13 protein-coding genes and 1 pseudogene are annotated in these 13,246 nt (G+C 71.9%); 8 read left to right on the top strand and 6 right to left on the bottom strand.

The genetic code is table 11. The features are described from left to right. Window positions 1-11: 11 nt before the first annotated feature. On the top strand, window positions 12-1,004 hold the full coding sequence (gene pgfA, locus ACZ41I_RS21780; RefSeq protein ID WP_399770128.1) for a cell envelope lipid trafficking protein PgfA: 993 nt from the start codon (window positions 12-14) through the stop codon (window positions 1,002-1,004). On the opposite strand, the gene hrpB is transcribed toward pgfA, so the two are convergent. After that, window positions 994-3,519, bottom strand: coding sequence for an ATP-dependent helicase HrpB (gene hrpB, locus ACZ41I_RS21775; RefSeq protein WP_468514836.1), 2,526 nt, complete (start codon window positions 3,517-3,519; stop codon window positions 994-996). The two genes, pgfA and hrpB, sit on opposite strands and share 11 nt — an antisense overlap. Before the next feature lie 70 nt (window positions 3,520-3,589). Continuing rightward, a complete protein-coding gene (locus tag ACZ41I_RS21770) occupies window positions 3,590-4,426 on the bottom strand; it encodes a class I SAM-dependent methyltransferase (protein WP_399770510.1) in 837 nt (278 codons plus the stop codon). Window positions 4,427-4,790: 364 nt separating this feature from the next. On the opposite strand from ACZ41I_RS21770, the gene rpsA reads away from it, so the two are divergent. From rpsA to ACZ41I_RS21750, 4 genes are all read left to right on the top strand, one after another. After that, entirely contained in the window at window positions 4,791-6,281 is a 1,491-nt protein-coding gene (gene rpsA, locus ACZ41I_RS21765) for a 30S ribosomal protein S1 (protein ID WP_023551529.1), read from the top strand. A gap of 291 nt (window positions 6,282-6,572) precedes the next feature. Then, window positions 6,573-7,511: a PAC2 family protein gene (locus tag ACZ41I_RS21760; protein ID WP_363213636.1), complete on the top strand. Its 939-nt coding sequence runs from the start codon at window positions 6,573-6,575 to the stop codon at window positions 7,509-7,511. A gap of 45 nt (window positions 7,512-7,556) precedes the next feature. Beyond that, a complete protein-coding gene (gene coaE, locus ACZ41I_RS21755) occupies window positions 7,557-8,180 on the top strand; it encodes a dephospho-CoA kinase (protein WP_399770133.1) in 624 nt (207 codons plus the stop codon). A gap of 50 nt (window positions 8,181-8,230) precedes the next feature. Then, window positions 8,231-8,611 (top strand): tetratricopeptide repeat protein, encoded by a 381-nt coding sequence (locus ACZ41I_RS21750; protein ID WP_468514835.1) that lies wholly within the window; start codon window positions 8,231-8,233, stop codon window positions 8,609-8,611. Between the two features lie 18 nt (window positions 8,612-8,629). Here ACZ41I_RS21750 and ACZ41I_RS21745 read toward each other — a convergent pair whose 3' ends face one another. Next, window positions 8,630-8,953 (bottom strand): DUF6343 family protein, encoded by a 324-nt coding sequence (locus ACZ41I_RS21745; RefSeq protein WP_468514834.1) that lies wholly within the window; start codon window positions 8,951-8,953, stop codon window positions 8,630-8,632. A 273-nt stretch (window positions 8,954-9,226) separates the two neighbouring features. Here ACZ41I_RS21745 and ACZ41I_RS21740 point away from each other — a divergent pair, with 273 nt between their 5' ends. After that, on the top strand, window positions 9,227-9,658 hold the full coding sequence (locus ACZ41I_RS21740) for a DoxX family protein (protein WP_468514833.1): 432 nt from the start codon (window positions 9,227-9,229) through the stop codon (window positions 9,656-9,658). Between the two features lie 142 nt (window positions 9,659-9,800). Here the strand turns inward: ACZ41I_RS21740 and ACZ41I_RS21735 are convergent, their stop codons facing one another. Further along, a complete protein-coding gene (locus ACZ41I_RS21735) occupies window positions 9,801-10,562 on the bottom strand; it encodes an RNA-binding S4 domain-containing protein (protein WP_468514832.1) in 762 nt (253 codons plus the stop codon). Window positions 10,563-10,698: 136 nt separating this feature from the next. Between ACZ41I_RS21735 and ACZ41I_RS21730 the strand changes: the two genes are divergently transcribed. Continuing rightward, window positions 10,699-11,394 carry a uracil-DNA glycosylase gene (locus ACZ41I_RS21730; RefSeq protein ID WP_399770141.1) on the top strand — a complete coding sequence of 232 codons (696 nt, stop codon included), beginning with the start codon at window positions 10,699-10,701 and terminating at the stop codon, window positions 11,392-11,394. Between the two features lie 58 nt (window positions 11,395-11,452). Here the strand turns inward: ACZ41I_RS21730 and ACZ41I_RS21725 are convergent, their stop codons facing one another. After that, a complete protein-coding gene (locus tag ACZ41I_RS21725; RefSeq protein WP_468514906.1) occupies window positions 11,453-11,908 on the bottom strand; it encodes a GNAT family N-acetyltransferase in 456 nt (151 codons plus the stop codon). Between the two features lie 81 nt (window positions 11,909-11,989). Next, window positions 11,990-12,310, bottom strand: a pseudogene (locus ACZ41I_RS21720) (RidA family protein); the annotation flags it as partial. Between the two features lie 123 nt (window positions 12,311-12,433). Here ACZ41I_RS21720 and ACZ41I_RS21715 point away from each other — a divergent pair. Beyond that, complete coding sequence (locus ACZ41I_RS21715) at window positions 12,434-13,246, top strand: nucleotidyltransferase domain-containing protein (RefSeq protein WP_468514831.1); 813 nt, start codon at window positions 12,434-12,436, stop codon at window positions 13,244-13,246.

Here is a 13,246-nt window from a genome sequence, read left to right as displayed (position 1 = left end):
GGAGGCCCTCCATGCGCCGCAAGGCAAGCCTGGTCCTGCTCGCCTGCGCCGTCTTCTGTGCGGCGCTGTCCCCGCTCATGCGCTGGTACGCCTTCCCGCGCCTGGCCAGGATCCCCGCGAACCAGTACCAGGACATGGTCCTGGAGGCCAACGGCGCCACCCTCCTCGACTACGGCACCATGCGCGCGAAGAAGGTCTCCAAGGTCACCATCGTGCAGACCCTCAAGGGAAATGTGGAGGCCGCGAAGAAGATCGAGAAGACGGCGGGCCGGCCGGTCGTGGTCTGGGACAGCCTCTCCTACGTGCAGGGACCCGACGGCAAGATGGTCTCCCGCATCCCCGAGCGGTACATCTTCGACGCCCACAGCCAGGACCCCGTCCATGCCACCGGCGAGATGGTCGACGGCGACCCGGTCACCCGTCAGGGCATCGAGTTCAAGTGGCCCTTCCTGACACAGAAACGCGACTACGAGTACTTCGACGCACAGACCCGCACCGCCGGCCCCATCCACTACAAGGGCACCCAGACCTTCCGCGGCCTGAAGGTCTACTACTTCGAACAGACCATCCCCTGGACGAAGGTCCCGATGCCGAAGACCATGCCCGTCCAGGGCATCACCCCCGAATCGGTCGCCAGGACGGGCACCACCCGCTGGTACAGCACCGTCCGCAGGTTCTGGGTCGAACCGGTCACCGGCGCACCCGTCTACGGCGAGGAACTCCACAAGGAGGAGCTGCGCGGCGGCACCCTGCTGGGCGGCCGGGACAGGGTCACGGCGTTCGCCGGGGACGTGAGGATGCGCGAGGACTACACCGAGCACACGGTCGCCCTGGTCAAGCACAACCGCACCCTGGTCCTGATGCTCACCTCGTACGTGCCCTGGGCCTCCCTGACGGCAGGCCTGCTGCTCCTGGCCTTCTCCCTCTACCTGGAGGCCCGCGCCCGCCGCCCCGAGGACCCGGCCCCGGCCCGGACGACGGAACCCGAACCGGTCAGCGCCTGAGCCGCGCGTTCGTGTGCCGGGTGGGCTCGGCGGTCGCCGGGTCCTCGGGCCACGGATGCTTCGGATACCGCCCGCGCAGCTCCGCGCGTACGGCCTTGTAGCCGTCCTTCCAGAAGGAGGCGAGGTCGGCCGTGACGGCGGCGGGCCGCCCGGCGGGGGAGAGCAGATGGACGAGCAGCGGTACGCCGCTGACGGCAGGCGTGTCGCGCAGCCCGAACATCTCCTGGAGCTTCACCGCGAGTACGGGCCGCCGGGGATCCCGATAGTCGATCCGGATTCTGGACCCACTCGGCACGGTGATCCGCTCGGGCGCCAGCTCGTCCAGCCGCGCGGCGTGCCCGCTCGCCCACGGCAGCAACCGCGCCAGCCCCTGCCCTGCGTCGATCCGCCCGAGATCGGCCCGCCGTCGCGCCCTGCTCAGCTCCGGCTCCAGCCACTCGTCCACGCGCGCGTGGAGCGCACCGTCGGACACGTCCGGCCACGGCTCTCCGAGATGCGCCCGCAGAAAGGCCAGCCGCTGCCGCAGCAGCTCGGCGTCCGCTGACCAGCGCAACAACCCGAGCCCCTCCTGCCGCAGCCCTTCGAGGAGGGCCGCGCGTACGAGGGCCGGCTCGGTCTCCTTCAGGGGCCGCACGGCCAGCTCGACGGCCCCCAGCCGCTCCACACGCCGGGCCACGACATCACCGTCGGCCCAGTGCACCTCGTCCCGCTCGGCGAGCAGCGTCCCGGCGGCGGCGAGAGCCACCCCCTCCTCCACGGCAGCCCCGAGCAGCACACGCGCGTGCCCCTTCCCGGCGGGCCGATCGGCAACGGCGACGACGATCCAGGGGGCCCCACGCAACCCGGACCCCTCCGCCAGCTCGGCCCGGGTCCCGGACGCCATGAGGTACGACCCCCCGTCCAGCTTGGCGACCCGCTCGGGAAAGGCGAGCGCGGCAACAAGCGCAGCGAGCGCGTCATCACCGGTGCCTCGTCCGACCCGGACGGCGCCCTGTGGCCGACGGCCGGGGGACGACGGGTGGGAAGACTCCCCCGAGCCGGCCCGCAGCCGCCCTACTTCCGCGGTCCACCGCGCAGAGTAGGCGTCACCGCCGCGCCGAGCACGGCGCAACGCGCCGGCAAGATCATCCCCGTAGTCCCGAGGCACTTCTTCGGAGAGCAGAGCGACGACTTCCGCACCTTCGCCGGCCGTATCCAGGAGCGCCCGCCCCAGCCGAGGGTGCACCCCCAGCCGAGCCAACCGCACTCCGGTGGGAGTCGCCCGACCGACGCAGTCCACCGCCCCCACCGCTGTCAGCGCGGAGCGCGCCGCCGCCATCCCTCCACCCGGCGGCGGATCGAGCAGCGCCAGCCCGGAGGCGTCCGGATCCCCCCAGCAAGCCGCCTGCAAGGCAAACGCCGTCAGATCGGCCACCTTGATCTCCGGCGCCGGAAACGCCGGCAGACGCCCGTCCTCGGCCTCCGTCCAGCACCGGTACACCACCCCCGGTGCCTCGCGCCCGGCCCGCCCCGCCCGCTGCCGTCCGGTGGCCCGCGAGGCGCGTACCGTCGTCAGCCCGCTCAGCCCACGCGCGTGGTCCACCCGTGGCTCCCGCGCGAGCCCCGCGTCCACCACCACCCGCACCCCGGGCACCGTCAGCGACGACTCGGCCACCGAGGTCGCCAGGACCACCCGGCGCCGCGCCCCCGGAGCGAGCACCGCGTCCTGCACGGAAGCCGGCGCCCGTCCATGGACCTGCAGCACATCCACCGCTCCGAGATCCCCGAGCTGCCCCGCCACCCGCGCGATCTCGCCCGCCCCGGGCAGGAAGCACAGCACGTCCCCGTGCCGCTCGGCCAGCGCCCGGCGCACCACCGAGGCGACGTGCGCCAGCAGCGCCGGATCGACGCGCATCCCGTGCGGCGGCCGTACCGGGCGTGCGGGAGGCGCCCACACCACCTCCACCGGATGGGCGACGCCCTCCGCCTCGACCACGGGCGCCCCGCCCAGCAGCCGCGCCCAGCCCTCCGCGTCCGTCGTCGCCGAGGCGGCCACCAGCCGCAGCTCCGGCCGCAGGGTCTGCCGTACGTCCCACAGGAACGCAGCGACCGTGTCGGCGTCCAGATGCCGTTCGTGGCACTCGTCCAGCACGACGACGTCCACGCCGGCCAGCTCCTGGTCGCGCTGCAGCCGCTGCAGCAGCACACCGGTCGTCACGACCTCCACGCGTGTGTGCCGCCCGGCGACCCGCTCGCCGCGCACCGTGAAGCCGACGCTCTCGCCCGGCCGCTCGCCCAGCAGCCAGGCCATCCGCCGGGCCGCCGCCCGGGCCGCGATCCGGCGCGGCTCGGCCACCACGACCCGCCGCGCGCACCCGCCGCCGACCAGCCCCGCCAGCACGAGCGGGACCAGCGTCGTCTTGCCGGTGCCGGGCGGTGCCACGAGCACGGCGGTACCGGCATCCTCCAGGGCCTCGGTCAGAGCGGTCAGGGCGGAACGCACGGGCAGCGCGTCCAGGGCGTCGTAACGGATCACGCCCCCAGTGTCGTACGACGGCGAAGCAGACCCTCACGCGCGCATGGTCCCGGTGATCGGCAGGGGCCGGTCAGTCCCTCTCGCACACGAAGATCGCCGTGCCCGGGATCAGACTGCCGCGCAGCGGCGACCAGCCGCCCCACTCCGAGGTGTTCCAGGACGGCCACTCCGGCTCCACCAGGTCCACCAGCCGGAAGCCGGACGCCGCGATGTCCCGGACGCGGTCACCGAGCGTCCTGTGGTGCTCGACGTAGACCGCGCGGCCGTCCTCGTCCTGCTCCACGTACGGCGTGCGGTCGAAGTAGGAGGAGGACACGGACAGGCCCTCGGGTCCCGGCTCGTCGGGGAACGCCCAGCGGATCGGATGCGTCACCGAGAAGACGAACCGGCCGCCCGGCCGCAGCACCCGGCGCACCTCGCGCAGCACCAGCCGCGGGTCGGCGACGAACGGCAGCGCGCCGTACGCCGAGCAGGCCAGGTCGAAGGAGCCGTCCGCGAAGGGCAGTGCGCCGGCGTCCGCGCAGATCAGCGGAAACGAGCCGCCGATGCGCAGGGCGTGCTGCAGCTGGCGGTGCGAGAGGTCCAGCGCCACCGGGCGGGCGCCCTGGGCGGCCAGCCAGCGCGCGCACTGCGCCGCACCCGCGCCGATCTCCAGGACGTCCTTCTCCTTCAGTTCCTCCGGCGGGCCCAGCAGCTCGGCCTCGACCTCGTCCAGGCCCTCCGGGCCCCACACGAAGCGGTCGTCGCCGAGGAACGTGCCGTGCTCGGTCTGGTACTCGTCCGCGTTGCGGTCCCACCAGCCCCGGTTGGCCCGTGTGCTCTCCGCGACGCCCGCGTCACGTCGCGTGGCCTCCGGCTCGTGCGCCTCGGGTCCTTCGGGCTCGTATGCGTCCGGCTCTTGGATGATCGGCTCCCTCGTCGTACTCTTCCGTCCAACCGGAAGGGGTCCATGACGGAAGCGGTCCCACGGGCCTCGTGGCCTCAAGGGACGTTTCTTCTGCCGGTTGTGCGGGGTTCTGCCCCGGGTGTGCGACTTCGCGCATTGACCATGTCCGGCTGCCCCCGTATGCTACAAGTTGCGCTGCGGGCCTGCGCACCTCAGACGTAGCAGGCTGCGCTCGCATCTGTTGTATGTCCCCTCGGTTGTCGAGGCGCCATCACCAGTCTCTGGTGGGGCGCTTCCTTGGCTGTCCGGCTTCTGCAGAGCGAAACGGGCTCCCGGCGTAAGCAGTACCTACGACTTCAATGTCCGTACCGGAGCCCTTTCCCACATGACGAGCAGCACCGAGACCACCGCCACCACCCCGCAGGTAGCGGTCAACGACATCGGTAACGAGGAAGCCTTCCTCGCAGCGATCGACGAGACGATCAAGTACTTCAACGACGGCGACATCGTCGACGGCGTCATCGTGAAGGTCGACCGGGACGAGGTCCTGCTCGACATCGGTTACAAGACCGAAGGTGTCATCCCGAGCCGCGAGCTCTCGATCAAGCACGACGTCGACCCGAACGAGGTCGTCGCCGTCGGCGACGAGATCGAGGCCCTGGTCCTCCAGAAGGAGGACAAGGAAGGCCGCCTGATCCTCTCGAAGAAGCGCGCCCAGTACGAGCGTGCCTGGGGCACCATCGAGAAGATCAAGGAAGAGGACGGCATCGTCACCGGTACCGTCATCGAGGTCGTCAAGGGTGGTCTCATCCTCGACATCGGCCTCCGTGGCTTCCTCCCGGCCTCCCTGGTCGAGATGCGCCGCGTCCGCGACCTCCAGCCGTACGTCGGCAAGGAGCTCGAGGCCAAGATCATCGAGCTGGACAAGAACCGCAACAACGTGGTCCTGTCCCGCCGCGCCTGGCTGGAGCAGACCCAGTCCGAGGTCCGCCAGACGTTCCTCACGACCCTCCAGAAGGGTCAGGTCCGCTCCGGTGTGGTCTCCTCGATCGTCAACTTCGGTGCCTTCGTGGACCTGGGTGGCGTCGACGGTCTGGTCCACGTCTCCGAGCTGTCCTGGAAGCACATCGACCACCCGTCCGAGGTCGTCGAGGTCGGCCAGGAGGTCACCGTCGAGGTCCTCGACGTCGACATGGACCGCGAGCGCGTCTCCCTGTCGCTGAAGGCGACCCAGGAAGACCCGTGGCAGCAGTTCGCCCGCACCCACCAGATCGGCCAGGTCGTGCCCGGTAAGGTCACGAAGCTGGTTCCGTTCGGTGCGTTCGTCCGCGTGGACGAGGGCATCGAGGGTCTGGTCCACATCTCCGAGCTGGCCGAGCGCCACGTGGAGATCCCGGAGCAGGTCGTCCAGGTCAACGACGAGATCTTCGTCAAGGTCATCGACATCGACCTCGAGCGCCGCCGCATCAGCCTCTCGCTGAAGCAGGCCAACGAGTCCTTCGGTGCCGACCCGGCCTCGGTCGAGTTCGACCCGACCCTGTACGGCATGGCCGCGTCCTACGACGACCAGGGCAACTACATCTACCCCGAGGGCTTCGACCCGGAGACCAACGACTGGCTGCCGGGCTACGAGAAGCAGCGCGAGGAGTGGGAGCGCCAGTACGCCGAGGCGCAGGCCCGCTTCGAGCAGCACCAGCAGCAGGTCATCAAGTCCCGCGAGGCCGACGCCGCTGCTGCGGCCGAGGGCGGCGAGGCTGCGGCTCCGGCCGCGACCGGCGGTTCGTACTCCTCCGAGGGCGCCGACACCTCCGGTGCGCTGGCCTCGGACGAGGCGCTGGCCGCGCTGCGCGAGAAGCTGGCCGGCGGCCAGAGCTGATCGCTGCCGCTGAGGCTTAGCCGATAGCCGGCTCTGAGGGGCCGTACCTTTCCGGGTACGGCCCCTCAGGCATTTCCGGGGGCTGTTCGTCGTCTTTCGCGTGCGGGCCGTCTGCGGCTTGTCGCGCCCACGCGGCGGAGCCGCACATCGACACGGCCCCGCGCCCCTGGGGAGTTGCCCGTGCCCTTTGTGCGTACCGGCTCCACGAGATCCCTGATCAGCGGCGTGTCGCGGGAATGCCCCCGCTCCAGGGCGTGTTGACGATGACGAACACGAGGAGGAGCGGTCACAGTGCTTGATCCGCAGGGTTTGTACGCATGGGAGCCGAAGGGCCTCGCCGTGGTCGACATGGCGCTCGCCCAGGAGTCGGCCGGCCTTGTCATGCTCTACCACTTCGACGGATACATCGACGCGGGCGAGACCGGAGACCAGATCGTCGACCGGCTGCTCGACTCACTGCCCCACCAGCTCGTCGCCCGCTTCGACCACGACCGGCTCGTGGACTACCGGGCCCGCCGGCCCCTGCTGACCTTCAAGCGGGACCGCTGGACCGACTACGAGGTCCCGGCCATCGAGGTCCGCCTCGTCCAGGACGCCACGGGCGCCCCCTTCCTCCTGCTGTCCGGGCCCGAGCCGGACGTGGAGTGGGAGCGGTTCGCGGCAGCCGTACGGCAGATCGTGGAGCGGCTCGGTGTACGCCTGTCCGTGAACTTCCACGGCATCCCCATGGGCGTCCCGCACACCCGGCCGGTGGGGCTCACGCCGCACGGCAACCGCACCGACCTCGTCCCGGGCCACCGCAGCCCCTTCGACGAGGCACAGGTCCCCGGCAGCGCCGAGTCGCTGGTGGAGTACCGGCTGATGGAGGCCGGGCACGAGGTCCTGGGTGTCGCCGCGCACGTCCCGCACTACATCGCCCGCTCCGCGTACCCGGACGCCGCGCTGACCGTCCTGGAGGCCATCACGGCCGCCACCGGGCTGGTGCTGCCGGGGGTCGCGCACTCGCTGCGCACGGACGCGCACCGCACACAGACGGAGATCGACCGGCAGATCCAGGAGGGCGACGAGGAACTCACCGCGCTCGTCCAGGGCCTGGAGCACCAGTACGACGCCGCCGCGGGCGCCGAGACCCGGGGCAACATGCTCGCCGAGCCCGTCGACATCCCGTCGGCCGACGAGATCGGACGCGAGTTCGAGCGGTTCCTGGCGGAGCGGGAGGGCGAGAACTGACCTCCGCCGGGCCCGCTGTCAGTGGCAGGGCCTAAGCTTCCGGACATGCTGAGAGTGGGCCTGACCGGTGGGATCGGCGCCGGCAAGAGCGAGGTGTCACGGCTGCTCGTGGAGCACGGGGCCGTACTGATCGACGCGGACCGCATCGCGCGTGAGGTCGTGGCGCCGGGCACCCCCGGCCTCGCCGCCGTGGTCGAGGCCTTCGGCGAGGCCGTCCTCACCGCGGACGGCAGCCTGGACCGGCCCAAGCTCGGCTCGATCGTCTTCGCCGACCCCGAGAAGCTCGCCGTCCTCAACGCGATCGTGCACCCCCTGGTGGGCGCCCGCTCCAGCGAGCTGGAGGACGCCGCGGCCGATGACGCCGTGGTGATCCACGACGTGCCCCTCCTCACCGAGAACGCACTGGCGCCGCTCTACGACCTCGTGATCGTCGTGGACGCGAGCACCGAGACCCAGCTCGACCGGCTGGTCCGGCTGCGCGGGATGACCGAGGAGGACGCCCGCGCGCGTATGGCCGCGCAGGCGACCCGCGAGCAGCGCCGGGAGATCGCGGACATCCTGATCGACAACGACGTACCCCTGGACGCCCTGCACAAGCGCGTCGCAGAGGTGTGGGAGGACCTCGTACGGCGGGCGCGCACGCGTTCCGCGGAACAGGGGTCGGAATAGCGGCTCCCTCCGCGGGCGTTGAAGTGCCGCAGTGAGGGAAGGACTCTGCCGTGCCCGAGACCAGCGGTTCCACCGGACGTACCCCGGAGACGCATGTCATCGACTTCCGTGCAGCCGAGCAACTGCTCAACTCGCGGGATCCGCGGGGCGCGGTGAAGCTGCTCGACGGCGTCATCGCCGCGTACCCGGAGAACACGGCGGCCCGCCTGCTCCGTGCGCGTGCGTTCTTCGCCGCGGCCCAACTGCGGCCCGCCGAGCTTGAGTTCACCATCGTGCTGGAGCGGGAGCCGGACAACGCGTTCGCGCACTTCGCACTGGCCCGCACCTATGAACGCCAGGGCCGTCCCGACCAGGCCAAACGCCATTTCCGCCTCGCGGCCGCGCTGGACCCGAACCCGCAGTACCTGAAGGCGGCGCGCTTCGACGGCTGAGCGGCGCGCCTCGGCCGCTCATGGATGCCGGTGCCTCGGAGGTCCGGGATACGGCCGTCTCGGCCTCGGTCCCGGGTACGGTGGTCCGCCATCCGGCGGCTGGTACGGCGGCACGTCGCGGCCCGGCTGGTAGTGCGGACCCTGCCGGATGTGTCTGAGGACCATGGTCATGTCCGCGGTGACCACCAGCCACAGCACCCCACAGGCCGCCGCCCAGCCCGGGCGCCCGGCGACCGCGAACGCCGCCGTACCGAAGACCGCCCAGGCCAGCCCCCACATGCACAGCCAGAACCGCGCTCGCAGAGCACTGCGCGCGGTCACCGGTTCACTGCCCGTACGCATCGGAATCACCACTCCTCCTTGCAACGTACTCTTCGGTGACGAGGTTCATCAACGACGCGCATCCACTGTGTGCATCAGCGGCGCGCGGTACCTGCCGGCCGACTCCAACATCGTCCGCTTCCAGAACCGGTTCCGCACCGCCCGCGAGGACACCGAGCCGTCCGACACCGAACCGACCAGTTCGGGAGGGATGCACAAGGCGCGATGAGTTTCCGGACCCTGCCGGGTCTACCTCGGTGCAAGCAACCGGCACCGCTTCCCCAGGAGACCCTCATGTCCGAGACCACCACTTCCGCCGCCTCCACCGGCTCCCTCGGTGTCCGCAGGCGCTCGGCCCAGGTCGCGCTGCGGTCCGTGCAGGTCCTGCTCGCGCTGTTCTACGGCATCGCGAGCGCGCTGCCCAAGCTCATCGCGCATCCCTCGGCCGTCGAGTCCTTCGACAAGATCGGCTGGGGCAGCGGGGCCATGTACACCATCGGCGCGCTCGAACTCGCCGGGGCCACAGCACTGTTGATCCCCGTACTGCAGTCCTTGGCGGCGATCGCGCTCAGCGCGCTCATGGCGGGCGCGTTCATCGTCCAGCTCACGGTCTTCGACGGCCAGAACGCGGCGACCCCGCTGATCCTGATGGTGCCGCTCGCCCTGATCGCCTGGGCGCGACGCGGGCACAACGGGGAGCTGCTGCGGCTGGTGCGGCGAGGGTGACACCGCTGGGCCATGACGCCGGTGGCGATCACGAGGATGCCTGCGGGCAGGGTGGCTGCCTGGGGGGTCTCCCCCTCGGATCACCGCCTCCGAGGCTGCCCAGCCGGTCCCACCCGGACCCCGACCCGTCGTGCCCGTCGGATCAGACTCTGCCGCGCCTGCCGCTGCCGCCGGATCGGGATCCACCGGTCTCGCCGGACCGGGAGCCGCCGCGTCCGCCGGCTCCGCCGGATCCACTGCGGCCGCCGGACGCGGATCCGCCCCGCCCGCCCGATCCGCCGGGCCCGCCGAGCGCGGCGAAGCCGGTGGGGCCTGCGGGGCCGCCGGAGGTGCCGAAGGCGCCCGGGCCCGGGAGGCCGCGCAGGCGCTCCAGTTCGCGGCGATCGCGTTTGGTGGGGCGTCCGGTGCCCCGGTCGCGGAGGCCGACGGGCGCGACGGCCTCGCGGGGCGGGGGCGGAGGGGAGTTGTCGATGTAGCACTGGGCGGCCACCGGGGCGCCGACCCGCTTGCGGATCAGGCGCTTGACGATCACGATCCGTTCCCGGCCCTCGTGCCGCAGGCGCACCTCGTCGCCGACGCGCACGGAGTAGGCAGGCTTCACCCGCTCGCCGTTCACATGGACGTGGCCGCCCCGACAGGCGGTGGCGCCCAGGGAACGCGTCTTGATGAGACGCACGGCCCAGATCCAGCTGTCGATCCGGACCGTCTCGCCCGGCCCCGGCCCCGCGGCCTCGGCGGCGGCAACCGCGGCGGTGATCTTCGGATCGACGTTCCGGTCAGCCCTGGCGGGACGATCAGCGGAGGCACCGGTCCCGGGGGCATCCTGGGCAGCCTGAGCGGAGCCGGTCCCGTCCGGTTCGCCGGTCCCACCGTTCACGTTCTCGTCCGCAACCTCGGAAGCCATGTCCCCGACCTTAACTCCCGGTCGGGCTGAGCCGGAGGCGATTTTCCCGGGGCGCGGGGGTGGCCGGGTGGCGGAGAGACCGGTGCCGGTGCGGGACACATCGAGCGGATCGACCTGCCCGGCATACGGTGGCCGTATGGACGACAGCAGCGCTCTCGCCCGGCTCGACCGGCGTGTCGCGGACTGCCGGGCCTGCCCTCGGCTCGTCGAGTGGCGGGAGGAGGTGGCCCGTACCAAACGGGCCGCGTTCGCCGACTGGACGTACTGGGGGCGGCCGGTGCCCGGCTTCGGTCCGGCCGACGCGCGGCTGGCGATCATCGGGCTGGCCCCCGCCGCGCACGGCGGCAACCGCACCGGCCGGATGTTCACCGGCGACCGCTCCGGAGACGTGCTCTACCAGGCGCTGTATGAGGTGGGGCTCGCCTCGCAGCCCACCTCTGTCAGCGCCGACGACGGACTGGAACTGTACGGCGTCCGCGTCACCGCGCCCGTGCACTGCGCCCCGCCGGCCAACAAGCCGACCCCCGGCGAGCGCGACACCTGCCGCCCCTGGCTGGTGCAGGAGCTGAAGCTGCTGCGCCCGACGCTGAGGGCAGCGGTCGTCCTCGGTGCCTTCGGCTGGCAGGCCGCGCTGCCCGCGTTCACCGAGGCGGGCTGGACCGTGCCCCGGCCCCGTCCGGCCTTCGCCCACGGCATCAGGGTCCCCCTCGACGGCCTGGCCCTCTTCGGCTGCTTCCACGTCAGCCAGCGCAACACCTTCACCGGCCGGCTCACCCCGGAGATGCTCCGCGAGGTGCTGTGCGCGGCGGCGACGACGGCAGGGTTGCCGTAGCCGACGCGCACGTCGACGGCGTGGCGGCAGCGTGGCGGCGAGCCGGAACGCGCAGGGGTCAGGGCCGCCAGACGTACCGGACGTCCGGCTCCCGCTCCTCGTTCCCGCTGCCGTCGGTGAACTCGACGGCGGTGAAACCGTGCCGCTCGTAGAAGCGGTGGGCGGGCTTGTTGACCTGGAAGGTCCACAGGGACAGCCCGCCCGGGTTGCGCTCCTTGGCCAGCGCCACGAACCGGTCACCGATGCCGCGCCCCCGCCACCCCGGGTCCAGATACAACTGGGACAGCACCTCCTGCTCCAGCACCATCAGCCCGACGATCCCGGCCCCGTCGGCCTCCGCCACCCAGGTCTCCCGCAACGGGACGACGACATCCCGGATGTACTCCCGCACCTCGTCGTCGGTGTGCGCCCGGACGACCGTGGGCAGGGCGGCGTCGAAGGACCGCAGATACACCTCGGCGGCGGCCCGGCCGTCCTCCGCCACGGCCCGGCGCAACACGACCTCGCCCGTCACCGGCTCTCCTCCGTGTTCCGGCACCACGGCCGTGGCCGTGATCTCCACCAGCTGCCCGGTGTAACCGAGACAGGCGACACCGAGCAGGGTCGACGAATGGGGGCCCGCGCTCAGCCCGGAGGCCTCGACGACGTCCCACACCGCGGACAGCACCGAGGGCTCGCTGCTCACCACATACACATCCGTGGTGACCACGTGCGCCAAGTCACTGCCCACGGCGTCCAGTTGGTCCCGAAGATTGGCGATCACCTGCTCGGCCTGTCGCACCGGATCACCCGGGCCGACGATCTCCCCCTTCTCGTCGAGCGGTACGGCCCCGGCCAGAAAGGCCAGCCTCGTCCCGGCCTCGACGACGGAGGCGTGGGAGTAGGTGGGCGGCGGGAAGAGGGCCGGGGCGGTCACGCGCTGGATCACGAGGGCTGCTCCTGGGGGGCGGTGGACGACGCCCCGATAATCCTTTCTCTCGGCCCTGCCCGCATCTCATTTCGGGAGCGGACTCCGGGACGGCTGCGGCAGGCTGAGGGCATGCCCGAGTCTTCCGGTGCCGTGCCCGAGCCCTCCGATTCCGACTTCCTCGCCCGCACCGCCGAGCGCCTCGCCTCCCTTCCCGCTGTCCGAGCGGTGGCCCTCGGCGGTTCCCGGGCCCAGGGCACCCACCGGCCCGACAGTGACTGGGACCTGGCGATCTACTACCGCGGCCCGTTCGACCCGGACGACCTGCGAGCCGTCGGCTGGCCCGGAGAGGTCTCGGACATCGGCGGATGGGGCGGCGGGGTCTTCAACGGCGGAGCCTGGCTGCACATCGACGGACGCAGCGTCGATGTGCACTACCGGGACCTGGACGTGGTCGAGCACGAGCTCGCGGAGGCGGAGGCGGGACGGTTCCGGGTGGAGCCGCTGCTCTTCCACCTCGCCGGCATCCCCACCTACCTGATCGTGGCCGAACTGGCCGTCAACCAGGTGCTCAGCGGCACCCTGCCCCGCCCGGCCGGCTACCCTGCCAGGCTGCGCGTCACCGCCGCCGAGCGCTGGTACGGCACCGCCCGCGCGACGCTCGCCTACGCGAAGGCCCACCACGCCGCCCACGGCCGCCTCACGGAGACCGCCGGCTCCCTCGCCACGGCCGCCACCCAGGCCGCCCACGGGGTCCTCGCGGCACGCGGGGAGTGGGTGACGAACGAGAAGCGGCTGCTGCAGCGGGCCGGGCTGCGAGGGATCGACGCGGTGGTGGGCGCGCTGCGGGCCGAACCCGATGTCCTGGTCCGCGCCGTGACCGAGGCCGAGGAGATCGTCGCCGGGCAATCGCGTCCGCAAGGAACGCGGGAATTGCGTTCATAA

It is taken from the genome of Streptomyces sp. NPDC030799 (assembly GCF_055572255.1).
Note: the sequence above shows the minus strand (reverse complement) of the source record. Positions and strands in the feature narration are given on the sequence as shown.